The 25,487-nt window shown below is 67.2% G+C and carries 27 protein-coding genes; 15 read left to right on the top strand and 12 right to left on the bottom strand.

Annotation, left to right across the window (positions count from 1 at the left end):
• Positions 1-8: 8 nt before the first annotated feature.
• Positions 9-1,892, top strand: coding sequence for a cobaltochelatase subunit CobT (gene cobT, locus E7T10_RS03025; protein ID WP_137720668.1), 1,884 nt, complete (start codon positions 9-11; stop codon positions 1,890-1,892).
• 161 nt (positions 1,893-2,053) lie between these two features.
• A complete protein-coding gene (locus E7T10_RS03020; protein WP_246846084.1) occupies positions 2,054-2,863 on the top strand; it encodes an esterase-like activity of phytase family protein in 810 nt (269 codons plus the stop codon).
• A 3-nt stretch (positions 2,864-2,866) separates the two neighbouring features.
• On the opposite strand, the gene E7T10_RS03015 is transcribed toward E7T10_RS03020, so the two are convergent.
• The 3 genes from E7T10_RS03015 to otsB are packed head-to-tail and all read right to left on the bottom strand — an operon-like array spanning position 2,867 to position 6,839.
• Positions 2,867-4,279 carry a trehalose-6-phosphate synthase gene (locus E7T10_RS03015; RefSeq protein WP_091750823.1) on the bottom strand — a complete coding sequence of 471 codons (1,413 nt, stop codon included), beginning with the start codon at positions 4,277-4,279 and terminating at the stop codon, positions 2,867-2,869.
• Between the two features lie 42 nt (positions 4,280-4,321).
• Positions 4,322-6,106 carry a glycoside hydrolase family 15 protein gene (locus E7T10_RS03010; protein ID WP_137720667.1) on the bottom strand — a complete coding sequence of 595 codons (1,785 nt, stop codon included), beginning with the start codon at positions 6,104-6,106 and terminating at the stop codon, positions 4,322-4,324.
• Positions 6,107-6,110: 4 nt separating this feature from the next.
• Positions 6,111-6,839, bottom strand: a complete 729-nt coding sequence (otsB, locus tag E7T10_RS03005; protein WP_045809918.1) for a trehalose-phosphatase — start codon at positions 6,837-6,839, stop codon at positions 6,111-6,113.
• A 198-nt stretch (positions 6,840-7,037) separates the two neighbouring features.
• Here otsB and E7T10_RS03000 point away from each other — a divergent pair, with 198 nt between their 5' ends.
• The 9 genes from E7T10_RS03000 (at position 7,038) to truA (ending at position 14,388) form a co-directional block, all read left to right on the top strand.
• Positions 7,038-8,030 carry an SIS domain-containing protein gene (locus E7T10_RS03000; protein WP_137720666.1) on the top strand — a complete coding sequence of 331 codons (993 nt, stop codon included), beginning with the start codon at positions 7,038-7,040 and terminating at the stop codon, positions 8,028-8,030.
• A 1-nt stretch (position 8,031) separates the two neighbouring features.
• Positions 8,032-9,315: a glycosyltransferase family 1 protein gene (locus tag E7T10_RS02995; RefSeq protein ID WP_137720665.1), complete on the top strand. Its 1,284-nt coding sequence runs from the start codon at positions 8,032-8,034 to the stop codon at positions 9,313-9,315.
• Positions 9,316-9,345: 30 nt separating this feature from the next.
• Positions 9,346-10,518 (top strand): polysaccharide biosynthesis/export family protein, encoded by a 1,173-nt coding sequence (locus E7T10_RS02990; protein ID WP_137720664.1) that lies wholly within the window; start codon positions 9,346-9,348, stop codon positions 10,516-10,518.
• A 4-nt stretch (positions 10,519-10,522) separates the two neighbouring features.
• On the top strand, positions 10,523-11,101 hold the full coding sequence (locus tag E7T10_RS02985; protein WP_137720663.1) for a hypothetical protein: 579 nt from the start codon (positions 10,523-10,525) through the stop codon (positions 11,099-11,101).
• A 33-nt stretch (positions 11,102-11,134) separates the two neighbouring features.
• Entirely contained in the window at positions 11,135-11,536 is a 402-nt protein-coding gene (locus tag E7T10_RS02980) for an acyl-CoA thioesterase (protein WP_137720662.1), read from the top strand.
• A 57-nt stretch (positions 11,537-11,593) separates the two neighbouring features.
• Positions 11,594-12,169 carry a peptide deformylase gene (gene def / locus E7T10_RS02975; RefSeq protein ID WP_137720661.1) on the top strand — a complete coding sequence of 192 codons (576 nt, stop codon included), beginning with the start codon at positions 11,594-11,596 and terminating at the stop codon, positions 12,167-12,169.
• Positions 12,169-12,447 (top strand): hypothetical protein, encoded by a 279-nt coding sequence (locus tag E7T10_RS02970; RefSeq protein WP_017504962.1) that lies wholly within the window; start codon positions 12,169-12,171, stop codon positions 12,445-12,447. Before def ends, E7T10_RS02970 begins: the two co-directional genes overlap by 1 nt.
• Positions 12,448-12,474: 27 nt before the next feature.
• Entirely contained in the window at positions 12,475-13,398 is a 924-nt protein-coding gene (fmt, locus tag E7T10_RS02965) for a methionyl-tRNA formyltransferase (RefSeq protein WP_137720660.1), read from the top strand.
• A 246-nt stretch (positions 13,399-13,644) separates the two neighbouring features.
• Positions 13,645-14,388, top strand: coding sequence for a tRNA pseudouridine(38-40) synthase TruA (gene truA / locus E7T10_RS02960; RefSeq protein ID WP_137720659.1), 744 nt, complete (start codon positions 13,645-13,647; stop codon positions 14,386-14,388).
• Between the two features lie 9 nt (positions 14,389-14,397).
• Here truA and E7T10_RS02955 read toward each other — a convergent pair whose 3' ends face one another.
• The 4 genes from E7T10_RS02955 to E7T10_RS02940 all read right to left on the bottom strand — a co-directional run bounded on the left by E7T10_RS02955 (position 14,398) and on the right by E7T10_RS02940 (position 18,232).
• The gene (locus E7T10_RS02955; RefSeq protein ID WP_137720658.1) at positions 14,398-15,441 is read right to left on the bottom strand and encodes an aspartate-semialdehyde dehydrogenase; all 1,044 of its coding nucleotides are present in this window, start codon (positions 15,439-15,441) and stop codon (positions 14,398-14,400) included.
• Positions 15,442-15,772: 331 nt separating this feature from the next.
• Positions 15,773-16,990 (bottom strand): beta-ketoacyl-ACP synthase I, encoded by a 1,218-nt coding sequence (gene fabB / locus E7T10_RS02950; protein ID WP_137720657.1) that lies wholly within the window; start codon positions 16,988-16,990, stop codon positions 15,773-15,775.
• Between the two features lie 66 nt (positions 16,991-17,056).
• Positions 17,057-17,590 (bottom strand): 3-hydroxyacyl-[acyl-carrier-protein] dehydratase FabA, encoded by a 534-nt coding sequence (fabA, locus tag E7T10_RS02945; RefSeq protein WP_055754351.1) that lies wholly within the window; start codon positions 17,588-17,590, stop codon positions 17,057-17,059.
• 69 nt (positions 17,591-17,659) lie between these two features.
• A complete protein-coding gene (locus tag E7T10_RS02940; RefSeq protein ID WP_246846083.1) occupies positions 17,660-18,232 on the bottom strand; it encodes an SH3 domain-containing protein in 573 nt (190 codons plus the stop codon).
• Positions 18,233-18,299: 67 nt separating this feature from the next.
• On the opposite strand from E7T10_RS02940, the gene E7T10_RS02935 reads away from it, so the two are divergent.
• Complete coding sequence (locus tag E7T10_RS02935) at positions 18,300-19,286, top strand: D-glycerate dehydrogenase (protein ID WP_137720656.1); 987 nt, start codon at positions 18,300-18,302, stop codon at positions 19,284-19,286.
• 12 nt (positions 19,287-19,298) lie between these two features.
• Here the strand turns inward: E7T10_RS02935 and E7T10_RS02930 are convergent, their stop codons facing one another.
• Positions 19,299-20,507 carry a DUF6880 family protein gene (locus E7T10_RS02930; RefSeq protein WP_137720655.1) on the bottom strand — a complete coding sequence of 403 codons (1,209 nt, stop codon included), beginning with the start codon at positions 20,505-20,507 and terminating at the stop codon, positions 19,299-19,301.
• A 119-nt stretch (positions 20,508-20,626) separates the two neighbouring features.
• Here E7T10_RS02930 and E7T10_RS02925 point away from each other — a divergent pair, with 119 nt between their 5' ends.
• Positions 20,627-20,893 carry a hypothetical protein gene (locus tag E7T10_RS02925; RefSeq protein ID WP_137720654.1) on the top strand — a complete coding sequence of 89 codons (267 nt, stop codon included), beginning with the start codon at positions 20,627-20,629 and terminating at the stop codon, positions 20,891-20,893.
• Positions 20,894-20,896: 3 nt separating this feature from the next.
• Here the strand turns inward: E7T10_RS02925 and E7T10_RS02920 are convergent, their stop codons facing one another.
• On the bottom strand, positions 20,897-21,634 hold the full coding sequence (locus tag E7T10_RS02920; protein ID WP_137720653.1) for a molybdopterin-synthase adenylyltransferase MoeB: 738 nt from the start codon (positions 21,632-21,634) through the stop codon (positions 20,897-20,899).
• A gap of 54 nt (positions 21,635-21,688) precedes the next feature.
• Positions 21,689-22,060 (bottom strand): BLUF domain-containing protein, encoded by a 372-nt coding sequence (locus tag E7T10_RS02915; protein WP_246846082.1) that lies wholly within the window; start codon positions 22,058-22,060, stop codon positions 21,689-21,691.
• Positions 22,061-22,224: 164 nt separating this feature from the next.
• On the opposite strand from E7T10_RS02915, the gene hslV reads away from it, so the two are divergent.
• Positions 22,225-22,785, top strand: coding sequence for an ATP-dependent protease subunit HslV (gene hslV, locus E7T10_RS02910; protein WP_137720651.1), 561 nt, complete (start codon positions 22,225-22,227; stop codon positions 22,783-22,785).
• Positions 22,786-22,798: 13 nt separating this feature from the next.
• On the opposite strand, the gene E7T10_RS02905 is transcribed toward hslV, so the two are convergent.
• Together E7T10_RS02905 and E7T10_RS02900 are read right to left on the bottom strand one after the other, a co-directional pair.
• The gene (locus tag E7T10_RS02905) at positions 22,799-23,380 is read right to left on the bottom strand and encodes a ClpP family protease (RefSeq protein ID WP_137720650.1); all 582 of its coding nucleotides are present in this window, start codon (positions 23,378-23,380) and stop codon (positions 22,799-22,801) included.
• On the bottom strand, positions 23,380-23,586 hold the full coding sequence (locus tag E7T10_RS02900; protein WP_039243902.1) for a hypothetical protein: 207 nt from the start codon (positions 23,584-23,586) through the stop codon (positions 23,380-23,382). The genes E7T10_RS02905 and E7T10_RS02900 overlap by 1 nt, the downstream gene beginning before the upstream one ends.
• Before the next feature lie 152 nt (positions 23,587-23,738).
• Between E7T10_RS02900 and hisS the strand changes: the two genes are divergently transcribed.
• On the top strand, positions 23,739-25,229 hold the full coding sequence (gene hisS, locus E7T10_RS02895) for a histidine--tRNA ligase (protein WP_137720649.1): 1,491 nt from the start codon (positions 23,739-23,741) through the stop codon (positions 25,227-25,229).
• Positions 25,230-25,487: the final 258 nt, after the last annotated feature.

The raw sequence follows: 25,487 nt of genomic DNA, 5'->3' as shown, positions 1-25,487 counted from the left end.
TGAGGGCTATGGCCGCCCCGGATACTCCCGCCGAAATCTTCAAGCGCGCGCTGGGTCATGCCGCGCGGGCGCTGGCCGAGCAGCCCGAGCTGGAGGTGGTGTTCGGGTCCGACGGGCCAAAGCTGTCGAACGGCGTCCTGACCCTGCCCCATCCGCCGCGCGATCCGTCCGGGCCCGAGAGCGCGTCCTTGCGCGGCCAGGCCGACCGGCTGGCGCTGCGTCTGGCCAATCACGATGCGGCGGTGAACAGCCGGATGCGCCCGGCGGACGCCAAGGCGGCCGAGGTGTTCGATGCGGTCGAACAGGCGCGCGTCGAGGCGTTTGGTTCGGAACATCTGGCCGGGGTGCGCGACAATCTGCGCGCCGCCCTGATCACGCGACTGGAAAAGACGGGCGCCCTGCGGATCAGCGACGCCGACCGCGTGCCCGTGTCCGAAGCCGTGGCCCTGCTGGTGCGCGAGCGGCTGACCGGGCGCCCCGCCCCCGACGGCGCCCGGGCCATGCTGGATCTGGTGCGCGCCAACATCGAGGCCAAGGCCGGCGCCAAGCTGGACGCCCTGGCCGGCACGGCGGGCGATCAGGAGGGCTTTGCGCTGAAGATGCGCGAGGTTCTGCGCGCGCTGGACCTCGACCCCGGCGATGGGCGCGGCGAAGATACGTCCGAAGATCCCGGCGACGAGGAACCGGACCCTCAAGACCCGGCGGTCGACGACGATCAGGACGAAGAGGAAGAGCAGGACGGCGGCGAAGGCTCCCAGTCGATGGAGGGCGACGCCGACGATCAGTCTTCCGAGCAAGAGCGCGAAAGTCGCCCCGAAGGCGCGCCCGCCGATCCCGACGGCGAAGGCGCCGACGATGGCCCGGAGTTGCAGGAAGGTCAGCAGCCGAACCGTCAGCAGACGGCCGACGACGGCCGAACGGTCGATTTCTACCGCGTCTTCACCACCGCCTTCGACGAGGTGGTGGACGCCGCCGACCTGTGCGACCCGGTCGAGCTGGACCGGCTGCGCGCCCTGCTGGACGGCCAGCTGGCCATCCTGTCCAGCGTCGTTTCGCGCCTGGCCAACAAGCTGCAACGCCGCCTGCTGGCCCAGCAGAACCGCTCGTGGGTGTTCGATCTGGAAGAGGGGATGCTGGACACGGCGCGGCTGACCCGGATCGTCACCGACCCGACCGCCCCCCTGTCGTTCAAGGCCGAGAGCGAGAGCCCGTTCCGCGACACGGTCGTGACCCTGCTGCTGGACAACTCAGGCTCGATGCGCGGGCGACCGATCATGGTGGCGGCGGTCTGCGCCGACATCCTGGCGCGGACGCTGGAGCGTTGCGGCGTCAAGGTCGAGATCCTAGGCTTCACAACCCGCGCGTGGAAGGGCGGGCAGAGCCGCGAAGCCTGGATCACCGCCGGCAAGCCGCAAAATCCCGGCCGCCTCAACGACCTGCGCCACATCATCTACAAGGCCGCCGATGCGCCTTGGCGCCGGGCCAAGAAGAACCTGGGCCTGATGATGCGCGAAGGTCTGCTGAAGGAGAATATCGACGGCGAGGCCCTGCAATGGGCCCACGGTCGTCTGCTGGCCCGCACTGAACAGCGCCGCATCCTGATGGTCATTTCCGACGGTTCGCCAGTCGACGACTCGACCCAGTCGGCGAATGCGGCGCTTTATCTGGACAAGCACCTGCGCCAAGTGATCGCCGAGATCGAGGACCGCTCGCCGGTCGAACTGCTGGCCATCGGCATCGGCCACGACGTGACCCGCTGGTATCGCAAGGCCCTGACGATCGTGGATGTGGAACAGCTGGCGGGGGCCATGACCGAGAAGCTGGCCGAGCTGTTCGAGAACGAGGGCGCGGCCGGTCCCACCCGTCGCACCAAGCGAAAGTTGGCGGCATGAGCCGTTTCGGCCGGCTGGCCAGTGTCTGGATCGCCCTGTCGCTGTCGGCCTGCGCCGCCTCGCTGGGCGCGCCGCGTCCCTAACCGTTATCGTCGGACGGCTGGACGCCCCAGGTCGCGGAACTGCGAAGCGTCAGCCTGGGCCTGCCCGGCGGCACGCAGTTGGCTGACGGTGTGACGTTCGCCGGCGGCCAGCAGGTTAGCGCCGCGCCGACCTCGCCGCTGCACAGCCTGTCGGACCTGATGCTGACCGGCGACGGCGGCTTCGTCACGGTGTCGGACACCGGTGATCTGGTGCGCGGCGACATCCGTCTGGACCACCGGGGGTGGTTGGTCGGACTAGATCGTTTCCGCTCGCGTCGGCTGACGCTTCAGGACGGCGCTGCGATTTCCGACAAGTCGGACGGCGACGCCGAGGGCCTGGCCATCACCCCCTCCGGCGATCTGCTGGTTAGTTTCGAGCGGCGTCACCGCATCTGGAACTACGGCCCGTTGTCGGCGCTGAAGACCCAGCCGTCGCCGGTGCGGTCGCCCGACTTCGCCTTCACCGAGAACGACGGGATGGAGGGGTTGGCCGCTGCGCCCGGCGGCTGGCGCGTCTCTGGCGAGGCGGGCGGCGTCTGGGAATGCGCGGCGGCGAGATGCACGGTCGTCAGCGCGCCGCCGACAACCCCCATCCCCGACAGCGAATACCGCATCACCGGCCTGGATCGCGACCCGTCCGGCGCCGGATGGTTCGTGGTCCAGCGTCTGTATAGGGCGCCCATCGACATGCGCGCGCGCGTGCGCCGCATGGCCCCCGACGGAACGCTGGGGCCGGTGTTGATCGAGCTGAAACTGCCGGGCACGACCGACAATTTCGAGGGGATCGCCGCAGAGACGCGCAACGGCAGGACCCGCCTCTACATCCTGTCCGACGACAACTTCAATCCGGCCCAGCGCACCCTGATGCTGGCCTTCGACCTGCGCTAGGCGTCAGGCCGCGCCGGCCCACTGCGTCGGTTGCGAAGTCGATTCATCGGCTTGCAGGGCGCGCACGAAATCATCGCGCCAGATGCCGACATCGGTGGCGCGAACCACATCCATCAAGGCTTCCCATTTCCGGATGCGCTCGGCCAGCGGCATGGTCAGCGCCTTCTGGATGGCGTCGGACAGCTCTTCGCGACTGTAGGGATTGACCAGCAGCGCCTCGCCCATCTGTTCCGCCGCCCCGGCGAAGCGCGACAGGATCAGCACGCCGGGATCATCCGGGTTCTGGGCGCAGACATATTCCTTGGCCACTAGGTTCATGCCGTCGCGCAGCGGCGTCACCAGACCGACCCGCGCCGCGCGGTAAATGCCCGCCAGCTGATCCCGGCGATAGGTGCGGTTCAGATATCGGATCGGCTGCCAATCCATGTCGGCGAAGGCGCCGTTGATCCGTCCGGCCAGGGCGTCCAGCCGCGAACGAATGTCCTGATAGCTGTCCACGTCGTCGCGCGAGATGGGCGTGACCTGCAACAGGAAGACCTCGCCCCGCATCGAGGCGTTGTCGTGCAGGAATTGCTCGTAGCCCAGCAGCCGCTCTTCCAGCCCCTTGGAATAGTCCAGCCGGTCCACCCCCACGATCATCGAGCGGAAGGCCGACGACGCCGCCATCCGGTCATAGGTTCGCGCCCCAAGCTGCGAGTTCCGCGCCGCCAGGAAACCATCTACATCGATGCCGATGGGGAAGACGCCGGTCTGGACCTTGCGCCCGAAACACTCCAGTCCGCCGACGCCATCCAGCTCGCCCTGGGCCTCTGACACCACATAGTCGGTGAACAGATCGCTCCATTCCTGCGTGTGGAAACCGATCAGGTCGAAGTCGAACATCGATTCCACCAGCCGCCGATGATGCGGCAGGGTCACCAGCAACTGCCGCGCGGGCCAGGGCGTGTGCAGGAAGAAGCCGATCCGGTTGCGAATGCCCAGGCGGCGCAGATCCCGCGCCATCGGGATCATGTGGTAGTCGTGGATCCAGATCATGTCGTCCGGCTGGATCAGCGGCGCCAGGGCTTCGGCGAAACGCCGGTTCACCCGCTCATAGCCCTCGCCGTAGGAGCGCTCGTATTGGGCCAGGTCGATGCGGTGGTGGAACAGCGGCCAAAGCGTTTTGTTGGCGTAGCCGTTGTAGTATTCGTCGACGTCCTGCCCCTCCAGATCGACGAGCCCTACGGTGACGCCGGCCCGGTCCTCGATCTTCACCTCGCCGGTGTAATGATCCACCCGCTCGCCCGACCAACCGAACCACAGACCGTCGTATTTTCTGAGGGCGGCGGACAGGGCCATGGCCAGGCCGCCGGCGGACCCGGCGGCGGGGTCGGTCGGGGCCGAAACCCGGTTCGAAACAACGATCAGGCGGCTCATGACTTCACTTCACTCGGCGACCCCAGCCCCGGGGTCCAGACATTAACGCACATCGGTCCAGGAACGGCTCAACAGCACGGCGCAATTGATGATGCCGACCAGGGAATAGGTCTGCGGATAGTTGCCCCACAGCTCACCATCGTCGATCGAGATGTCCTCGCTCAGCAGGCCGGCGGCCGTCCGCCGGCTCAGCATCTCCTGGAAGATGGTGCGGGCTTCCTCGATGCGGCCGTTCTGGTGCAGGGCCTCGATGAACCAGAAGGTGCAGAAGTTGAAGGCGGTCTCCGGCTCCCCGAAGTCGTCCGGCTCCACATAGCGGAACAGGTGGCTGCCCTTCTTCAGGTCGCGCTCGATGGCGTCGAAGGTGGCGACCTGACGTGGATCGTGGGCGTCGAGGAAGCCCAGATCGGTCATCTGCAGCAGTGAGGCGTCCAACTCGCGGCCGCCGAAGCTGGCGGCGAACCGGCCCTCGTCGGGCAGATAGGCCTCCGCTTCGATCCGCTGACGGATGATTTGCGCCCGCTCACGCCAGAAGGCGGCCCGATCGGGCAGATTCAGATGGTCGGCTGCCTTGGCCAGACGATCGCAGGCGGCCCAGCACATGACGGACGAATAGGTGTGGACCCGCGCAATGGTGCGGAACTCCCAAAGGCCCGCATCGGTCTGATCGTGCATGGCGAAGGCGCGCTCGCCGATGGCTTCCAGCGCGTGGAAATCCTCCAGCGTACCCGGACGCAGCAGCCGTGCGTCATAGAAGGCCTGGACAAGCGGCAGCACGATCTGTCCGTAGACGTCGTGTTGCAGATGTTCGTGCGCCTGATTGCCGATCCGCACCGGCTTCATGCCGCGATAGCCCTCGACGCTGTCGATGATGCTCTCGCCGATCCCGGGCTCCAGACCCACGCCGTAAACCGGCTGGACGTGGCCGCCCGCGGAATCGTCGACCAGGTTCCTCAGATAAACGAGATAGTTCTCCAGGATGTCGACCGCGCCCAGCCGGTTTAACGCCCGCACCGTGTAATAGGCGTCGCGGATCCAGCAGTAGCGATAGTCCCAGTTGCGCCCGCTCTCCTTGAACTCGGGCACCGAGGTCGTCATGGCGGCGACGATGGCGCCGGTCTCTTCATAGGCGCACAGCTTCAGCGTGATCGCCGCGCGGATCACAGCTTCCTGATAGTCGAGCGGCAGATAGAGTTTGCGCACCCAGTCTTGCCAATAGGCAACCGTGCGATCCAGCGCGCCCTGAACGCCGTGGCCGACATCCTGATCGTAGCCCTCATCCGGGCCCAGGAAGAAGGCGTGCGACCGCTCCAGCCGGAACACGCGCTCTTCCAGCACATGCGACACGGGACAATCGGTCGTCAATCGGAAGGTGACGTCGGCGCACATATAGCGGATGTGGTTGGATCCGGAGGTGTGCGGCGCCCGGCGCGCGCCCCAGTCCGTCGAGGGCCGCAACCGCACACGGATGCGCGGCGTGCCCGACAGCGGCCGCACGATGCGGGCGAAGGCCAGCGGCCGATAGGTGCGCGAATGTTTCGGGTGACGCGGGGCGAAATCGATGATCTCGGCCGACGATCCGTCCTCGGCCGTCATCACTGTGCGTAGAACCGGCGTATTGCGGACATAAGCCTGATCGATCGACTTCACGTCCTCCATCTCGATGGCCCAGAAGCCGTGCTCGGGCTCCATGCCATCCATCAGTGCGGAAAAGATCGGGTCGCCGTCCACGCGCGGCGCGCATGCCCAGACGAAACGCCCCTGACGGTCGATCAGGGCGCTGACGCCGCAGTTGCCGATGGGGAACAGGTCAAGATTGGGCTTCATCGATTCAGGACTTCGCTACGGCTTCAAGCCAGGTGAGCACGGCATCCACATCGTCCAGCCGGTAACGCGCCGCCGTCTCGCGCTCGGGGCCGACCAGCACGCCGTATCCGCCCAGCGCCGCCGCAGCCTCGAACCCGTATTCGTCGGTCAAATCGTCGCCCAGCATGACCGGGACGGCGCCCTTGAACGGCGCCTCCTGCATGAAGGCCGTGACGGCCGTACCCTTGTCCGCGCCGGGCGTCTTCAGCTCCAGCACCATATGACCGGGTTGGAGCGTCAGTCCCGTCTCTGCCTGAAGCTCGGCCGCCAGCCCCTTGGCGGCGCCGGCTTCATCCGGCGCCTGACGATAGTGCAGACCGACGGAGACGCCCTTGTCCTCGACGATCACGCCGGGGCGATCGGCGGCGAACTCCTCGAACGCGTCCAGCGCCTGGGCGACGCCGGCGTCGGGCGTCTTGCGTTCAATGGAGCCGTCCTTCAGACGCCGCTCCAGGCCATGCACGCCCGAGCCCGAGACAAGGGCGTGATCGGAAATACGGTCGATCTCGGCGAGAGTGCGTCCGCTGACGATGGCGACGCGGCCCGCCAGTCGCGCCTCGACAGCCTTCAGCGCCGCCGTACGACGCGCGGTTGGCACGACGGCGTCGGGCGTCGGGGCCATCGGGGCCAGCACGCCGTCCATGTCCAGGAACAGCGCAATTCCGTCGGCGACGACGGGCGGTGTCGGGAGCAATAGCGAAACGGCTCCGGCATGAGACGGCATTGACGATCAAACTCTTTGTTTTAGTTCCCCGGTCGGCGTAACGCGCCAGAGCGGCAAAGGTTGACCAGAAACCGACAAAGTCGTCTGAAAGGGAGGCGGCGCGCGAAACGCACTCATGGCGGATCGCGCTCGTCAAAGAAGGAGAGCCCGGCTGCGGGCCAGAACACTATGACCGAGATCGCTCACTCGACCCCCGACGACATCGCCGTGATGACCGACCGCGCTCGTGAGGTCGTGCGCCTGAACATCGAGGCGCTGGAGGCGCTGAAACGCTCGATCGACGTTTCGCTGGCCCGCGCAGTCGATGTCATCATGAGCCGGCCGGGCTATGTCGTCGTCACCGGCATGGGCAAATCGGGCCATATCGGCGGCAAAATCGCCGCCACCCTGGCCTCCACCGGCACCAACGCCTTCTTCGTCCACCCGGCAGAGATGAGCCACGGCGACCTGGGGATGCTGCGTTCCGACGTGACGGTGCTGGCCATCTCCAACTCGGGCGAGAGCCGCGAGCTGCGCGATCCGCTGATCTATTGCCAGCGCAACGGCATTCCCGTGATCGCCATCACACAGCGGCCGGCCAGCTTCCTGGGCCGCAACGCAGCGGTCTGCCTGACCATGCCCAAGGTCGCCGAGGCCTGCCCCAACGGCCTGGCGCCCACCACCTCGACCCTGATGACCCTGGCTCTGGGCGATGCCTTGGCCATGGTGCTGATGGATCGTCGCGAGTTCACGGCCATGGACTTCGGTCTGCACCACCCCGGCGGCGCCCTGGGCATGAGCCTGCAAAGCGTGCGCGAATGGATGGGCGACAACTCCGCCGTCCCGGCCAGCGTGCCGTTGAACGCCAGCTTCGGCGACGTGGTCTCCGCGATCACCGAAGGCCGAAAGGGCGCGGTGGCCGTCTTGGACGCCGATGGCGCGCTCGCGGGCATCGTCACCGACGGCGACCTGCGCCGGGCCTTCCAGCGCGACACCACTCATCTGACGGCGGCCGATATCATGGGGGCCAACCCCATCACCGTGGATCCGGATGCACGCATGAGCGACGTCGTCGATCTGTTGACCGCCAACAAGATCGCCAATCTGTTCGTGGTGGAGGACGGCAAACCCACGGCCATCGTCCATATCGCCGAACTGATGCAGGCCGGCTACGTCGCCTAGGATGCGCATTCTCTATGACGCCAGCCGGCTGATGAGCCGGGCCGAACGGTCGGCGCCGACGGGCGTGGACCGGGTGTGTCTGGCCTATGCCGAATGGTTGCTGGCCTCGCCCGATGTCACGACCATCCCGGTGCGTGGCCGCAAGAACCGGCTGGTCGCCGTCGAGATCGGCTGGTTCCGGCGGTTCGTGGCCGACCTGCGCGCCAAGTGGAACGGCGCCGCCAGCACGGCGGCCGATCTCGCCCACGAACAGCGGCTGCTCGCCGCCCTGACGGCGGAACGACGGCCGGCCGCCTCAGTGCTGTGCCCGGCGCCCGCGCCCGAAAAGGAGAAGCCCGCCGACAAGACGCGGGTGTTCAAACAGTTCTTCCGTTCGCGCCACGTCGCCCCGCTGCCGCAGGCCGACCTGTACCTGACCGTCGGCCACACCACCCTGCACGAGCCGACGGCGTTGGAAGATCTGAAGGCCGCCGGGATCGAACGCGTCGTCCTGCTGCACGATCTGATCCCGGTCACTCACCCTGAATTCTGTCGGCCTGGCGACGGCGACAAACATCATGCGCGGGTCTCAAACACCCTGCGTCTGGCCAGCAGGATCATCGTCAACTCCGCCTACACCGGTGATGAACTCCGCGCCTTCGCCGAGCGCGAGGGCCTGCCTCTGCCGCCGGTCCACGTCGCCCACCTCGGGTTAGAGCCGGCCTTCGTCGCAGGGGACGCCTTTGCGGCGCCACGCCCCTATTTCGTCCACGTCGGCACGATCGAGGCGCGCAAGAATTTGGCCTTGCTTTTGACCCTTTGGCGGCGCCTCGAAGAACGGATGGGCGATCAGACGCCGTCCCTGGTGCTGGTCGGTCGCTACGGCTGGGAGAACGAGGCGGTGCTGGATCATCTACAGCGCTCGCCCAATTTGCAAGGGGTCGTTCATCAGGCGGCGAACCTCTCCGATGCTGTCTTGGCCAGGCTCATGCGCGGGGCCCGCGCCATACTCGCACCCTCGTCCGTCGAAGGCTTCGACCTTCCCGCCGTAGAGGCCTGCGCCATGGGTCTGTCGCTAATCGCCTCCGACATTCCGCCCCACCGCGAGTTGACGCCGAACGCCGAACTGATCGATCCGCTTGACGGCCTAGGTTGGCTGGCCGCCATCGAGCGCGCGACCAAGGCGGCGCCGATACCCTCGCCCTCCTACAGGGCGCCGTCCTGGACCGAGCATTTCCGCATCGTCGCCGACGCCATCGGCCTTCAGCCGGTTTCGCCACTGGCGAGCGCGCCCAAAGGCATGTAATCAATCCGCGAACGAGGGCTATCCAGCTTCATGACGCGCACCATCCTACCGCTTGCCATTGTCGCCATTCTCGGCGGCTGCTCCACTCTGCCGCGCGACGGGCCCTCGGGCGCCTCAGTCAACGCCGGGGCCACGACCGCCTCGGCGCTGGGCAGCTACGCGCTGGTGCCGCTGACGTTCGAAGCCACCGAACGCATGAAGCAGATTCCGCCGCAGTTCTTCGGCAGCCTCGCGGCAGGATCGAGCGATCAGCCCGCAGACGTGATCGGCGAAGGCGACACCCTGGCGATCTCGATCTTCGATCCGTCCGGCTCGCTCTTCGGTGGGACCCTGGGCGCCGGCTCGGCGTCGGGCCGTAACGCCGCCACCATGTCCGGCGGCAATCAGGCGCTGCCGGGTGCGACGGTCGATCGGTCGGGCTCGGTGACCATTCCCTTCGGTGGGCAGGTTCGGGTTCAGGGCCTGACCTCCACCCAGGCGGCGGCCGCGATCCGGCGCGCCCTGGTCGGCAAGGTCGCCAATCCGCAAGTGCTGGTGTCCATCGCCGGCAACGCCTCCAACACGGTCAATGTGCTGGGCGACGTGCGCCAGCCCGGTCGTGCGCCGCTGGGCGTCAACAGCGACCGCATTCTGGACGTGATCGCGGCGGCCGGCGGCTCCGCCCGCACCACCGACGACCTGACCATCTCGATCCAGCGCGAGGGCCGCACCTATACCGCGCCCCTGTCGGCGGTGACGACCGAGTTCGGCGAGAATGTGCGTCTTCAGCGCGGCGACGTGGTCAACGTTCAGTACAAGCCCCGTCGTTTTTCCACCTTCGGCGGCCTGAACGACGTGGCCCAGGTCGACATGCCGGCCGGTCCCGTGACCTTGACCGGCGCCCTGTCCAAGGTCGGCGGGCTGAACACCAATACGGCCAATGCGCGTCGCGTTCTGATCTTCCGCTTTGAACGCCCCGAGGTGGCCCAGGCGCTGGGCATCAACCAGCCCGCCACCCCGCGCGGCGTGCCGGTCGTCTATGAGCTGGACTTCAGCGACGCCGCCAACGTGTTCGCCGCGACCAACATGGAGGTCATGCCCGAGGACGTGATCTATGTGCCCTTGGCCGGCGCCGCCGAGATGCGCAAGTTCTTCGAGGTCGTTCAGAGCCTGACGCGCGTCGTCTATGACGTGTCGGTGACCAGCACGCTCAACAACAACTGACGTCATGGCCAGACGGCGAGCGCTGCTTTCGGGACTGTTTTCACGCAAGTCGCCGGCTGCGCCCGCCGAGGACACGATGAACCCGTTCGAGCGGCCGACCAGGTTGGAGCCGGAAGAACCCGACGCCCTTAGCCTGGCCTTGGCGGAAATCGAAGCCGGGGCGCTGGAGATCTACGCCCAGGCCGGCCTGCCTATCCAGCCGGGCCACTATCGTTCTGATCCCGACACGGGAGACTGGGTTTTCATGGCCCGCCAGATCGAGCCGTCCGAACGCTTCGCCCTGGCCCTGCGCTATCCGCCCGAACAGGGCTGGCGCTTCGCCCGGCTGGAGGATTTGGGCGCGCGTTCGGGCCACGAAGATGTTCGGGCCGCTGCGCGCCTCATGGCCGATGTCGCGACCTTGCGGGCGTCTCGACGCGCCGTGCTGACCCAGGATCATCTGCTGACCGCCATGGAGCTGGGCGCGGCCTGGCGCGCCTTGCGCGATGCACAGGCTGTTCGCACCTCCCGTCTGACCCTGTCGGCGCCAGAGCCCGCACGTCCCAAGGCGCTCAAGGGCGACAAGCCGTCAAGGCCGCGCTAGAGAGCCCGCCTCCCCGAACTGCAGGCTGCTTCTATGTCCGACGCCCCCGAATATCCGCCCGAAGATCAGCCCGTCGGTCGCATCATCGCCATGCCCGCCGACACCAACCCTGAGGGCGACATCTTCGGCGGCTGGCTGCTGGCGCAGATGGACCTTGCGGGCGCGACCCCGGCGTTCGAATTGGCCTGCGGGCGCTGCGCCACCGTGGCGCTGGACGGCATGGTCTTTCACCAGCCGGTTTCGGTCGGCGACGAGGTCAGCATCTACGCCCACGTCATAGGTTCGGGCCGCACCTCCATCCGCGTCCGGGTCGAGGCCTGGAAGCGGGCGCGGGGCCAGACCCAGGCCGCTTCGGTGCGCGTGACCCAGGGCGTCTTCACCTATGTCGCCATCGACGAAAACCGCAAACCCCGTGCCCTGCCCGGCAAGGCGTAAGGCGCGGCAAGAGGCGCAAATCTTGACCTTGCGCCGGGGCGGGCCTACGTCCCGGCCATGGCCATTCGACGTATCCTCACCATCGACAACGCCGCCGACCTGGCGATCCTCAAGCAGGTATCCAAGCCCGTCGCGGCCGTGGACGACGCCGTCCGCGCCCTGATGGATGACATGCTGGAGACGATGTACGACGCACCGGGCATCGGCCTGGCCGCCGTGCAGATCGGCGCCCTGGACCGCGTGATCGTCATGGACCTGGGCGACAAGGACGGCGTGGTGTGCGAGACCGAGGAAGAGGCGGCCGAGAACGCCGAAGCGCGCAAGAACCCGCGTTTCTTCGCCAACCCGGAGATCCTGTGGACCTCGGACGAGCTCTTCACCTACGAGGAAGGCTGCCTGTCGATCCCCGAGTATTTCGACAAGGTGGAACGCCCGGCCCGCGTCCGCATTCGCTATCTGAACCGTGACGGTCAGTCGGTGGAGGAAGAGGCCGAGGGTCTCTACGCCGTCTGCATCCAACACGAGATGGACCACCTTAACGGCGTGCTCTTCATCGACCATCTGTCGCGTCTCAAGCGGGACCGCGCCGTGACCAAGGTCAAGAAGGCCGCCCGCGACAGGATCGCCGCCTGATGACCAAGATCGTCCGCCCCGAACGTATCGAACGCGCTGCGCGCCGGATCGCCCCGTCCATTCCGCGCGGCCGCTCGCTGATCATCGACGCCTCAGGCCGTCGTCGCCTGACGCGCAGCCAGAAGGTCGGCGTCGCCGGCGTCGCGACCCTGGCCGGCGTGGCCTTGCTGGGCGTGGTGGCGGGTCTCCTGCTGGACCGGCTGCTTGATTTCGACGACGCGCTGGATGCGGGCGGCGAATGGGACGAGGGCGGCGGCGTCTTCACCCGCTGGCAGTAAGCCGCCTAAAGTTCTAAAGGCGTGCCCATGCGCCTTGCCTTCATGGGAACTCCCGACTTCGCCGTGCCGTCCCTGGCCGAGCTGATCGCCTCGGGTCACGAGATCGTCGCCGTCTATTCGCAGCCGCCACGCCCCAAGGGCCGGGGCCAGAAGCTGACGCCGTCGCCCGTCCACGCCTTTGCCGAGACCATGGGTCTGTCCGTCTTCACGCCTGAATCCATGAAGGACGCCGAGGCGATCGACACCTTCAAAAGCCTGGATCTCGATGCGGCCTGCGTCGTCGCCTACGGCCAGATTCTGAAGACCGAGGTGCTGGAGGCGCCGCGCCTAGGCTGTCTGAACCTGCATGGCTCGCTGTTGCCGCGCTGGCGCGGGGCCGCTCCGATCCAGCGGGCCATCATGGCCGGCGACAAACAGACCGGCGTCCAGATCATGCAGATGAGCCTGGGTCTGGACGAAGGCCCCATCCTGCTCAGCGAACGGATGGACATCCTGCCCGACGACACGGCCGCCAGCCTGTCCGAACGGATGGCCCATGTCGGCGCGGGCCTGTGGCCCCGCGCGCTGGCCGCCATCGACCGGGGCGGCGTCACGCCGTCGGAACAGGTCGGAGAGCCGACCTACGCCAAGAAGATCACCCCGGCCGAGGCCCGGATCGACTGGACCCGCCCGGCCGCCGAGGTGGACGCCCATGTCCGAGGCCTGTCACCCTTCCCCGGCGCCTGGTTCGAGGCCCCGTCAGAGGCTGGCCCCGTGCGGATCAAGGCGCTGCTGTCGGGCATGGCGGACGGATCCGGCGCGCCCGGAACCGTGCTGGACGAGGCCCTGACGGTGGCCTGCGGCGACGGCGCAATGCGTCTGATCCTCGTTCAGCGCGAAGGCAAGGCGGCGCAATCGGCCGAGGAGATGCTGCGCGGCTTCCCCCTGCCCGTCGGGACCAGCCTAGGCTGAGAGGTTGAACTCGCGGCCCAGAATTTCCCAAAGCGCCTTTGCGCTTTCTGAAGTCAGTTGGAAAGTCTGGCTCTGGCTGTTCGGTTTCGCTCTATCTGCTGATCCAAGTGTATCGATCTGCAAGAACGAGCGCCCGTCGCGCCTGAATACGCCATAGTGGCCCACAACGTGAGTTGGGTGCAGCTTAAGCTCCCGCTCTCGATCTAGCGGTTGAAACTGGTCGATTACGGCCATGTGGAGTCCTGAGTGCCTAGGTATAAACTTACTATCGAATACGACGGCACGGCCTACAACGGCTTCCAGGCGCAGGACGGCCAGCCGACGGTGCAGGGCGCGCTGGAGGCGGCGATCCACGCCTTTTCCGGCGAGCGGATTCGCATCGCCGCCGCCGGCCGCACCGACACCGGGGTCCATGCGACGGCCCAGGTCATCCATGCCGATCTGGAACGTGACTGGCCCGTCGATACGGTGCAGAACGCGATGAACGCCCATCTGATCAGACAGGATGTGTGCGTCCTGGCGGCCGAATATGCGCCCGACCCCGACTGGCACGCCCGTTTCTCCGCCACTGGCCGAGGCTATCTGTACCGCATCCTGAACCGGCGCCCCCAGCCCGTCCTGGAGCGCGACCGGGTCTGGCACGTCAAGAAGACCCTGGACGCCGAGGCCATGCACCATGCGGCGCAAGTCCTGGTCGGCCACCACGACTTCACCACCTTCCGCGACGTCGGCTGCCAGTCCAAATCGCCGGTCAAGTCGCTGGACGTGGCGCGCGTGTCCCGCTTCGGCGAAGAGGTGCATCTGGTGTTCCAGGCGCGCAGCTTCCTGCACCGCCAGGTCCGGTCCATGGCCGGCACCCTGGTCGAGGTGGGCCTGGGCCGCTGGACCGCCCACGACGTCAAGGCCGCGCTGGAGGCGAAGGACCGCGCCCGGTGCGGCCCCGTCGCCCCCTCGGCAGGGCTCTATCTCAGCGGCGTGCGCTACGACTGATCCGACCGATCAGCCGCGCTGCTGGACCAGAACCTCGGCGATCTGGACCGCGTTCAGGGCCGCGCCCTTCCTCAGATTGTCGTTCGAGACGAATAGGGCGAGACCATGCTCGACGGTCGGATCGGGGCGCACGCGCCCGACGAAGACCGGGTCCTGACCCGACGCCTCCAGCGGATTCGGCACAGCCGTCACCACCACGCCGGGCGCCTGGGCCAAGAGGTCCAACGCCTGAGCCGCCGACAGCGGGCGCTCGAACTCGACATTGATCGACAGAGAATGGCCGGTGAAGACCGGCACCCGCACGCAGGTGCCCGAGACGGGCAGGCCGGGGATTTCGAGGATCTTGCGGCTCTCGTCGCGCAGCTTCAGCTCCTCGTCGGTATAGCCGTCTTCGCCGAGCGTATAGTTCAGGGCCACCACATTGGCGGCAATCGGCACGACCCACTTCTCGGGCGCGCCGAAGTCCACGGCCCCGCCGTCGCGGGCCAGGGCCGCGCCCTGCCCCACGGTCGCGCGCGACTGCTCCTCCAGCACGCGGATGCCCTCGATCCCGCCGCCTGAGACGGCCTGATAGGTGGAGACCGTCAGACGCTTCATCCCCGCCGCGTCGTGCAGGGGCTTCAGCACCGGCATGGCGGCCATGGTGGTGCAGTTGGGGTTGGCGATGATCCCCTTGGGCAGGTCAGCCAGGGCGTGGGGGTTCACCTCGGCGACGACCAGCGGCACCTGCGGGTCAGACCGCCAGGCCGAGGAGTTGTCGATCACCACGGCCCCGGCCGCCGCCACCTTGGGCGCCAGGGCCCTGGACGTCTCGCCGCCGGCCGAGAAGAAGACGATGTCCAGACCGGCGTAGTCCGCTGTCGCCGCATCCTCGACCACGATGTCGGTCTCGCCGAAGCGGATCTTTTTGTCCGCCGACCGGGCCGAGGCGAACAGGCGCAACGAAGCCAGCGGGAAGTTCCGCTCGGCCAACAGGCCGCGCATCATCTCGCCGACGAGGCCGGTGGCGCCGACGATGCCCACGTGGGGCGGTTTGGACAGGGAAAAGGACATTGAGGCGTCTCCTGGAAGGATGGAGGCGCGGGGTACAGCCGGATCGACCGCCCCGCGCATCGGCGGGGCTTGGGATCGAGGCTGTCGCTAGACCGTGCGCGCACCCGAAACCGCCCCGCCGAAGCCGGTGGTTTTCGAGGTCATCGCTTTAATCGGGCGCTTGGTCACGGCGACGCTCTCTAAGGGTGAGAAACGGTCGTGTAAACGGGCAGTGACGAAAGAATTCACGCAGAGAGATGGAGAAACGCCCTCCACACGCAATAAAGCCGCTGCCCCTAAGCCCTCCCATCCGTCATCCTCGGGCTTGACCCGAGGATGATGGGTGAAAGTTTCAGACCTTCGACAGGATCAGCGTGCCGTTGGTGCCGCCGAAGCCGAAGCTGTTGGACATGACGTGGGTCAGTTCGCCGTCGTGGCGCTGGCGCAGGATGGGCATGCCCTCGAAGGCCGGATCGAGGGTCTCGATATGGGCGCTCTCGGCGGCGAAGCCGTTCTGCATCATCAGCAGGCAGTAGATAGCTTCCTGGGCGCCGGCCGCGCCGAGCGAGTGACCGGTCAGCGACTTGGTCGAGGAGATCATCGGCATCTGGTCGCCGAAGACGGCGCGCACGGCCTCCATCTCCTTGGCGTCGCCCACAGGCGTCGAGGTGCCGTGCGGGTTCAGATAGTCGATCTTCGGATTGCCGGCCTGTTCCAGCGCGATCTTCATGCAGCGCTGGGCGCCTTCGCCCGAGGGGGCGACCATGTCGTAGCCGTCGGCGTTGGCGCCGTAGCCCGTGACCTCAGCGTAGATGGTCGCGCCGCGCGCCTTGGCCCGCTCGTACTCTTCCAGCACCACGATGCCGGCGCCGCCGGCGATGACGAAGCCGTCGCGGTTGGCGTCATAGGCTCTGGAGGCGATGGACGGATTGTCGTTAAAGTCCGACGACATGGCGCCCATGGCGTCGAACATATTGGACATGGACCAGTCGATGTCCTCGCAGCCGCCGGCGAAGACCACGTCCTGCTTGCCCCACTGGATCTGTTCGACCCCGGCGCCGATGCAGTGGGCGCTGGTCGCGCAGGCCGAGCTGATCGAATAGTTGATGCCGCGCATCTGGAACCAGGTCGACAGCACCGCCGACGGGCCCGACGCCATCGCCTTGGGCACCGCGAACGGGCCGATGCGCTTGGGCGCGCCCTTTTCGACCGTGGTCGCGGCCGCCTGCAGGATCACCTGGGTCGAGGGACCGCCCTCGCCGACGATCAGGCCGATCCGGTCGTCCTTGATCTCGTCCGCCGTCATGCCCGACGACTTCAGCGCCTCTTCGAAGGCGATGTGGCCCCAGGCCGTGCCGTTGGCCAAAAAGCGCGCGGCGCGACGATCGACCAGTTCTTCCCACGGACCGATCTTGGGCGGCGCCCAGACCTGGCTGCGGAAGCCGTATTTGGCGTGGTCGGGGGCATGAACGACGCCCGAACGGGCTTCGCGCAGTGACTGGGTCACCTCCTCGGCGCCATGGCCGATGGAAGAGACGATGCCCAGGCCGGTGACGACGACACGACGCATGGTGTTTCCTTCTTGATGCTTCCTGGTCCGAGGACCGTCCGCCTTGTTCGCGGTTATATAGGGGCGTTAGCCGCCCGCCGCCTCATCCTTGGCGCCGAACAGGCCGACCCGCATGTCGTTGCAGGTGTAGATGACCTGGCCGTCGGCCTCCAGCACGCCGTCGGCGATGCCCATGACCAGCTTGCGGTTGATGACGCGCTTCAGGTTGATCTTGTAGACCACCTTCTTGATGTCCGGAGTGACCTGGCCGGTGAACTTGACCTCGCCGACGCCCAGGGCGCGACCCCGACCGGGACCGCCGATCCAGCCCAGATAGAAGCCGACCAGCTGCCACATGGCGTCCAGGCCCAGGCAGCCCGGCATGACGGGGTCGCCGATAAAGTGGCACTGGAAGAACCAGAGGTCGGGATGGATGTCGAGTTCGGCCTCGACATAGCCCTTGCCGTGCTCTCCGCCGTCCGCATTGATCGTGGTGATGCGGTCGAACATCAGCATCGGCGGGGCGGGCAGCTGGGCGTTGCCGGGACCGAACAGCTCGCCGCGGCCCGAGGCCAGCAGGGCCTCATGATCGAAGGACGAAGGATATTGGGACTGGGTCAAGGCGCTTCCGTTTCTTGATACGTTGCGCGCGGGTTACACGACCGCGCTGCTTCGCTCAACAGCGTGCGGTCAGTTGCGACCCGTGCCCGCAGGGCGATTGGCGTTGCACAGCGCCCGCTCCTGGGTGCCGAACACGGCCCGCTGGGCCACGAAACCCTCCAGCCGTCTCGCCCGGACCTTGCACCAGCCCTCTTCGCATTCGTCCAGCATCACCAAAGCGCGCGGCGACAGGCGCGCGCGCACCGACGCGGTCTCGGATCGGCCCGACCGGATCGGCACTTCCTCTGCGGTTGTGTTGAAGACGTAACGCCGGCCCGACGACACCGTGCGGTGGATCCAGGCCACGGCTCCGTCCGGGTCGCAGATCTTGCGCCATTCCGTCGTCTCGGCGATCACCTGAACCGGCAGGCCGGCGGCCCGATATTCCCACAGGATCGGATAATCCAGGCCCGGCCCCTGGCGTGCGCGGACGTGCGAGGACTTCAGCGAAATCCAGCGCGGCACCTCAAGCCCCGTCGGCGTCGGGCGGCCGTCGGGCATGGTCGCGCCGGCGCTGGCCATCACGCCGAGGCCGAGAACGGCTCCTACGATGGCGATGTGGCGTCGCAGGCTTTGGAAGATGGCGGCGGCTTTGCTAGACACTGATTGGAACGACCCGTCGCGCGGGCTTTGATCCGTCTGAATCGCCGCCCGCTAACCAAGGCCGAGAATGTCCCCCCGCAAGCTTAAGGTCGTATTAACCAGACGCCTGCCCGACGCGGTCGAAACGCGGATGCGGGAGCTGTTCGACGCCGAGCTGAACCTGAAGGATCAGCCGATGGATCGCGCCGCCTTGCAGGCCGCCGTCCAGCGGGCCGAGGTTCTGGTGCCCACCATCACCGACGTCATCGACGCCGACCTGATCAATGGCGCGGGCGAGCAGTTGAAGATGATCGCCAACTTCGGCGCCGGGGTGGATCATATCGACGTCGATGCGGCCGTGGCGCGCGGCATCATCGTGACCAACACGCCCGGCGTCCTGACCGAGGACACCGCCGACCTGGCCATGAGCCTGATCCTGGCCGTCAGCCGCCGCATCGTCGAAGGCGCCCAGGTGGTGGCCGAAGGCCGGTTCGAGGGCTGGACCCCGACCTGGATGTGCGGGCGCAAGCTGTGGGGCAAGCGGCTGGGGATCGTCGGCATGGGCCGGATCGGCCAGGCCCTGGCCCGCCGCGCCAAGGCCTTCGGCCTTCAAGTCCACTATCACAATCGCAAGCCCGTCCCGGCCCTGATCGAGGAAGAGCTGAGCGCGACCTACTGGGACGACCTGGACCAGATGCTGGCGCGGATGGACATCGTCTCGCTGAACTGTCCGGCGACGAAGGACACTTACCATCTGCTGTCGGCTGAGCGGCTGGCCCGGCTTCAGCCCCACGCCATCCTGATCAACACCGCGCGCGGAGAACTGATCGACGAGGCGGCCCTGGCTCAGGCGGTGGCCATGCGCGCCCTGTCCGGCGTCGGCCTTGACGTGTTCGAGAACGAGCCCGCCATCCATCATGGCCTGTTGGGCCAGTCCAATGTCGTGCTGCTGCCCCACCTGGGTTCCGCCACGTTGGAAGCGCGCCAGGACATGGGTGACCGCGTCATCGCCAACGTCATGACCTATCAGAACGGCCACCGCCCGCCGGATCGGGTCATCCCGGCGATGCTCTAGGCCCGCAATGCTTTAGGGCGCAGCCAGCAACCGCTCGGCCGCATCGGGATATTTCTGCGCCAGCCGCGCGGCCCAGTCGGCCTTGAGCGGCAGCGGCGTGCGCACTTCGCGAATGCGGCGCTCGACCAGGGCGGCCGCCTCGCGGTGCGCGGGCCAGTCCATCAGAAACCCCAGCGCCGTTTCGAAGTCCGCATGGGTGGCGGCGTGGGCCAAGGCGCGGTCCAGCGCCTCCACATCGTCGAAGTCCGGCAGACGCGCCAGATAGGCCCGCAGCACCGGCGCGGACAGGTCGCGCTCGAACATCGCCCAGCGCAGGTCCTGCGCCTCGTCCTTGCGGCCCTCGGCTTCCAAAAGAGCGATCGAGGTCGCCTCCCACGCCGGGGTCAGGACCGGCGGTCCGGCCTGCGGCGATCGCCCGAAGGTCCAGCGCCGGTTGCCCACCGACGGTTTCAGCGCCGCCTCCAGCGCCTGACGCGCTTCTGGAATGCGATCGGCCACCAGCAGCCGCTTGGCCATCACCGCCGCGAAATCCGGCGAGCCCCGTTCCTCCGGCGTCGTCATCGACAGCCACAGGTCCAGATCGCCCGCCCGGTCCGCCAGCCGTCGCACGACCGTCCGCATCCCGCGTGCGGTGGATGCGGTTTCGAGACGATCCAGCAGTCTCTTGGCCATGTCCGCCGTCAGATTGTCGCCGCCGGCCCCTATCCAGCGGGCGTATTCGAGCGGTTGCCGCGCCACCGCCTCCGCCAGCAGACCCACTGTGCTGTCGTCCGTCCGCACCGCAGCCTCGGCGATCCGCCACAAATCCGCAGCCGCCGTTTCGAACGCGTCGGCCAGTTCGCCCTTCTGATCCTTGACCCGCGAGGCCAGGCCGCGAAACAGATCGAACCAGCCGATCAATCGCTCCAACCCCATCGCCGGAGCGGCCTCGGCCAGATCCTCGACGATTGCAGCCCGCAGAATCTCCAGATCGCGCAACAGGTCCGGCCGCTTTCGCCATGACACGCGCGCGCGGCTGGCGGCGATTGTCGTCAATCGCTTGTCGATTTCCAGGGCCAGCAGATCCGGCCCCGCCTCGGCCGCCATCACCAGCCTGAGCCGCCGCTTCAGGATCGCATCCGCATCCGCCGCCTGCATCAGCAGTTCGCCCAGACGCTCAGCGCCTAAGCCGCTGAGATTTACGGCGTTCAGGCGTTTGGGCGAGGCGGGACGTCGGGCCATCAGGCCTCCTTTTCACAAGTCTGTCGGACCGAACTCACACGGCTGTCGAAAACCGCTGGCAGGGGAGGAACCGTCGTAAACGCGCTTCGTTTCCGGCGTCCTGATCGAGGAAGTGTGCGTTGGACTCCTACTACTGCATCGTCAACCTGCCCGGCGTTCCGGTGCGGGACATCTGCGTCCTCGACGCGACGAACGACACGGCGGCCAATCAGGCGCTGGAAGCGATCGCCCGCAAGTGGGTCGGGTTCGAGACCCTCTATCTTTATTGCGGCGAACGTCTGGTGACGGTGCTCAGCAACCCCGCGCTGGGCTTTGCCCCCCCCCTGCCCGATCTGGATTTGGCTGACTTGGATCTGGCCGACATCCGTTTCGCGGCGGCCGCCTGATCTTCAGCCGCCGCAGACGGGGCACTCCGGATCGGCGGCGACCCTCACGGTCCGCGCCGAGCCCGCCAGACCGTCATACAGCATCAACCGCCCCGTCAGGGCCTCGCCCGCGCCGGTGATCAGCTTGATGACCTCAAGCGCCGCCATCGACCCGATCACGCCGGTCAGGGCGCCGACGACGCCGACGCGCGCACAGGTTTCCGCATCCGGCGGAATCTCGGGCACCAGGCATTGATAGCAGGGCTGGCCTGCAAACACCCCGATCTGCCCGTTCCAGCGGCCAAGCGCGCCCGACACCAGCGGCTTGCCCGCCGCAACACAGGCCGCGTTGACCAACAGCCGGGTCTGGAAATCGTCGGTCCCGTCCAGCACGATGTCGAAGGCTGCAATCCGCGCCGCCGCATTCTCGGCGGTGATCCGCTCGGCGAAGGTTTTGACCGCGACATGCGGATTGAGGCCGACCAGCCGTTCCGCCGCCGCCTCGACCTTCGACCGGCCGACCTGCGCCGTCGAAAAGGCGATCTGCCGTTGCAGGTTGGACAGGCCGACCACATCGTCGTCGATCAGGCCCAGGGTTCCGACGCCCGCCGCCGCCAGATAGAGCGCCGCTGGCGATCCCACGCCGCCCGCGCCGACGATCAGCACCCGCGCGCGCTTCAGCGCCTGCTGCCCCGGCCCGCCCACTTCGGACAGGACCAGATGCCGCGCATAGCGTTCGACTTCGTCTTCAGAAAAGATCACCGCCCTATCTAGCGCCGCACAGGTTCCGGCGCGAGGGGGCTGTCGCCTGGCGCCTTAAGCGGCCATCCGGACGTGTTCGCACGACAGCAGCTTTTCCAGACCCGCGCTGGACAGATCGCTCAGGCGCCGTCCGCGCAGAATGTCGGCGGCCTGCCGGTCGCTGAGGGCGCACAGCCGCGCGGGTTCGCGCATCCGCCGCTGCATGACGGGCCGATCATCCAGGACGCGGATGTTGTGATGACGCGGGTCTTTCCAGAGGCGCGACATCAGCCGATCCAGGTCCGCCCGGGCGCCCTCGATGACCTGGGCCATCTCGCCCTCGTGGAACAGCATGGCGCTGCCGATCTCGTCGCGGCGATTGTTTCGCTCCGACGCGCCGAGGATTTCGGCAAGCGACTGGATCGTGTGGTTCGCGCCACCGATCATTTCACTCACGAAAACGACGCGATAAAGCAAAACCTGCCCCTCGATTTCAAAGAACCGCGAAAGCGGATTGCGCCTTCTAGCCAATATTGGGGTCAAAATAAGACAGCGTTACACCAAGGCGCGACAGACTTGATGCCGGCCTCCAGCCGCGCCATCTGATCGTCATGACCCAGACCGCATCCAACTTCCCCGACTGGCACGGCACTACCATTCTGGCGGTGCGCAAGAACGGACGCACCGTAATCGCCGGCGACGGCCAGGTTTCGATGGGCCCGACCATCGTCAAGGGCGCCGCCCGCAAGGTGCGCACCCTGGCCGGCGGCAAGGTGCTGGCGGGCTTTGCCGGCGCCACGGCCGACGCCTTCACCCTGATCGAACGGCTTGAGGCCAAGCTGGAGCAGTATCCTGATCAGCTGGCGCGCGCCTGCGTCGACCTCGCCAAGGACTGGCGCACCGACCGCTATCTGCGCCGGCTGGAAGCGATGCTGCTGGTGGCGGACAAGTCGTCCATCTTCACCGTGACGGGCGTCGGCGATGTGCTGGAGCCGGAGTATGGCGTCGCAGCCGTGGGTTCGGGCGGCAACTACGCCCTGTCGGCCGCCCGCGCCCTGATCGAGGAAACCGATCTGGACGCCGAACAGGTCGCCCGCAAGGCCATGAAGATCGCCGCCGAAATCTGCGTCTACACCAATGGCAATCTGACCTTGGAAACGCTTCAGGCCTGACCCGTCAGGCGGGTCAGATCACTTCGGCGATCAGGCCCAGCGCCTTCGCCTCCTGGGCCTCGATGTACCAGTTGGCGGGGGCGCGTTTCAGCACCTCCTCCATCGTGACAGACGATCCGCGCACCAGATTCTCGAAACCCTCGTTCTGGATGACGATGGAGTGTTCCAGCTCGTTCAGCATAGCGCGAACCGAGGCGATGCAGGTCGTCAGCGGCCCCGAGACATGCAGTTGCTTATCCATCTTGCGCTCATGGATCATCACTCGCGCGCCCCGCGTCAGATAGCGATTCTCCACCGCAAAGAAGCTCATGAAGGTAGCGCCGGCGGAATAGATCGCCGCCTTGCCCAGAAAGACCAGCCGGCGCGACGGATTGATGTCGCTTTGAAAGCGCACGTCCTCGCCCATCATGCGCGCCACCTCCGGATCACCGCCCAGGGTCGACAGTTCGATGACGGTCAGCCCTGTGTCGGGTGCCTCCGCCATCTGCTGGCGGAAGCGGTCGTACATGGCGTAGTCGACCGCGCCGGCGAGCAGGATGCGCGGCGTATCGAATGCTTCGGCCGTCAGAACGCCGCTCGGGGCCGCCTCGGACATCACAGCTCGGCCGCGGCGGCGGCGTCGTCGCTGACGGGATAGCCCTGGGCCGACGCCCAGGACCGGGCTTCGCGGATCGAGAAGAAGGCCTGGTTCTGCATACGCCGCGACCCCGCGTCGTCGATCAGCTCGCACTCCCACCACCGGATCGTGCGGCGATCGGAGGTGTTGCAGGTGCGCGGAACGAGAAGGGCGTGGGGCGTCATGCGCCACTAACGAAACATTGTCCCGGCGGTTCCTTCGACGCCGAGATTTCGCCTTTAGGAACAAATCATTGTGCGACGCCAGAGGACACGACGCCGGCGCCGGGTCGATGGGATAATTTGCGATCAAACGCCCCTTGGCTTAAGCGCGCGCCATGACCGACGCCGCGCCTCCCCGCCCCCTCGCCCGCAATCCACGCGGCTTCGCCGACAAGCGCGGCCGCGACCTGACCGCCGAGCGGCGCATCGTCGCGCGCGTGTCCGAGGTTTATGAGCGTTGGGGCTTCGAACCGCTGGAGACGCCGGCCTTCGAATATGCCGATGCGCTGGGCAAGTTCCTGCCCGACGCCGACCGCCCGAACGAGGGCGTCTTCGCACTGCAGGACGACGCTGGATCGGACGAGCCGGGCGACTGGATGGCTCTGCGCTACGACCACACTGCGCCCCTGGCCCGTTTCGCCGCCCAGACCTGGGAGACCCTGCCCAAGCCTTTTCGGCGCTATGCCTACGGTCCCGTCTGGCGCAACGAGAAGCCCGGCCCTGGTCGCTTCCGTGAGTTCTGGCAATGCGACGCCGACACCGTCGGCTCCGACCGGCCCGAGGCCGACGCCGAGATCATCGCCATGGGTTGCGAAGGCCTGCGCGCCGCCGGTCTGGACGCCGGCCAGGCCCAGATCCGCGTTTCGAACCGCAAGCTGTTCGACGGCCTGTTCGACGCCGGCGGCGTGACCGAGGCCGGTCAGCGGCTGACGGCGCTTCGCGCCATCGACAAGTTCGATCGCCTGGGCTGGGAGGGCGTGGTCCAACTGCTGGGCGAAGGGCGTCTGGACGACTCGGGCGACTACACCAAGGGCGCCCAGCTGCCCGCCAAGCTCACGGCCGCCATCGAGGCCTTCCTGGCCTCGGCCAATACCCCCGGCCTGTCGCGGGCCGAGACGTTGGACGCCGTCGCGCGCTCCGGCGACCTCGGCGCGGGGGGCGAGGCGGCGCTGAACGAGTTGGCCGCCATCGACCGCGCGCTGGCCGCCATGTCGGTCGGCCAGGACGCTGTGAAGTTCGATCCGACCATCGTGCGCGGCCTGGAGTATTACACCGGCGCCGTGTTCGAAGCCGAACTGCTGCTCGAAACGGTCGACGATAAGGGTCGCCCGGTCCGCTTCGGCTCCATCGGCGGCGGCGGTCGCTACGACGATCTGGTCGCCCGCTTCACCGGCCAGAGCACGCCGGCGACCGGCTTCTCCTTCGGCGTCTCGCGTCTGGCCTCGGCCCTGCGCGCGGCGGGACGGAGCGCCGAGGACGCCGTGCGCGGCCCCGTGGTCGTCATCGTCTTCTCGGAAGACGACATGGCCCATTATCTGACCGCCGTCGCCGAACTGCGCGCCGCCGGAATCGCCGCCGAGCTTTATCTGGGTCGCGCCGGCATGAAGGCGCAGATGAAATACGCAGACCGGCGCGGCGCCCCGGCCGTCGTCATCCTGGGCGGCGATGAGATCGCCGCCGGCGAGGTCACGATCAAGGATCTGGACGCCGGCCGCGCCGCCGCCGCCGGCATCACGGACAACGACGCCTGGAAGGCCGAACGCCCCGGCCAGATGAAAGTCCCCCGCGACAGCCTGGTCGCCGCCATCAAGTCCATTATCGAATAAGCTTCGATAATAACCCGCCCCTGAAATGGGTTATCAGTGATAAGTCGAAGAAAGTTCGACTCTTGCCAAAGCGGCCGTTGACGACCGACCGGCCCTTGCGTCAAATGACCTCACTCGAGGGCAAGCGTTGCTCAAGCGCGCAGCACTCGAAGGCGTTTCGGGGAGGAAACGTCCGCTCTTTAAAGAGCGCGAAAGCCCGCTGCGATGTATCCCCCGCAGCGGGCTTTTTCGCGTCTGGCGCCCAGACAAACGCCTATG

The sequence above is a fragment of the Brevundimonas sp. SGAir0440 genome (assembly GCF_005484585.1).
Lineage (GTDB): Bacteria > Pseudomonadota > Alphaproteobacteria > Caulobacterales > Caulobacteraceae > Brevundimonas.
Note: the sequence above shows the minus strand (reverse complement) of the source record. Positions and strands in the feature narration are given on the sequence as shown.

Coding starts and splice junctions, on each gene's coding strand:
- E7T10_RS03000 (WP_137720666.1), top strand. CDS start 7,038: ATGACCGAGATCGCTCACTCGACCCCCGACGACATCGCCGTGATGACC.
- E7T10_RS02970 (WP_017504962.1), top strand. CDS start 12,169: ATGACCAAGATCGTCCGCCCCGAACGTATCGAACGCGCTGCGCGCCGG.
- E7T10_RS03015 (WP_091750823.1), bottom strand. CDS start 4,279: ATGAGCCGCCTGATCGTTGTTTCGAACCGGGTTTCGGCCCCGACCGAC.
- E7T10_RS02980 (WP_137720662.1), top strand. CDS start 11,135: ATGTCCGACGCCCCCGAATATCCGCCCGAAGATCAGCCCGTCGGTCGC.
- E7T10_RS02915 (WP_246846082.1), bottom strand. CDS start 22,060: ATGATCGGTGGCGCGAACCACACGATCCAGTCGCTTGCCGAAATCCTC.
- hisS (WP_137720649.1), top strand. CDS start 23,739: ATGACCGACGCCGCGCCTCCCCGCCCCCTCGCCCGCAATCCACGCGGC.
- hslV (WP_137720651.1), top strand. CDS start 22,225: ATGACCCAGACCGCATCCAACTTCCCCGACTGGCACGGCACTACCATT.
- E7T10_RS02995 (WP_137720665.1), top strand. CDS start 8,032: ATGCGCATTCTCTATGACGCCAGCCGGCTGATGAGCCGGGCCGAACGG.
- E7T10_RS02905 (WP_137720650.1), bottom strand. CDS start 23,380: ATGTCCGAGGCGGCCCCGAGCGGCGTTCTGACGGCCGAAGCATTCGAT.
- fmt (WP_137720660.1), top strand. CDS start 12,475: ATGCGCCTTGCCTTCATGGGAACTCCCGACTTCGCCGTGCCGTCCCTG.
- E7T10_RS02930 (WP_137720655.1), bottom strand. CDS start 20,507: ATGGCCCGACGTCCCGCCTCGCCCAAACGCCTGAACGCCGTAAATCTC.
- E7T10_RS02900 (WP_039243902.1), bottom strand. CDS start 23,586: ATGACGCCCCACGCCCTTCTCGTTCCGCGCACCTGCAACACCTCCGAT.
- E7T10_RS02985 (WP_137720663.1), top strand. CDS start 10,523: ATGGCCAGACGGCGAGCGCTGCTTTCGGGACTGTTTTCACGCAAGTCG.
- E7T10_RS02990 (WP_137720664.1), top strand. CDS start 9,346: ATGACGCGCACCATCCTACCGCTTGCCATTGTCGCCATTCTCGGCGGC.
- E7T10_RS02955 (WP_137720658.1), bottom strand. CDS start 15,441: ATGTCCTTTTCCCTGTCCAAACCGCCCCACGTGGGCATCGTCGGCGCC.
- def (WP_137720661.1), top strand. CDS start 11,594: ATGGCCATTCGACGTATCCTCACCATCGACAACGCCGCCGACCTGGCG.
- E7T10_RS03010 (WP_137720667.1), bottom strand. CDS start 6,106: ATGAAGCCCAATCTTGACCTGTTCCCCATCGGCAACTGCGGCGTCAGC.
- E7T10_RS02935 (WP_137720656.1), top strand. CDS start 18,300: ATGTCCCCCCGCAAGCTTAAGGTCGTATTAACCAGACGCCTGCCCGAC.
- fabB (WP_137720657.1), bottom strand. CDS start 16,990: ATGCGTCGTGTCGTCGTCACCGGCCTGGGCATCGTCTCTTCCATCGGC.
- cobT (WP_137720668.1), top strand. CDS start 9: ATGGCCGCCCCGGATACTCCCGCCGAAATCTTCAAGCGCGCGCTGGGT.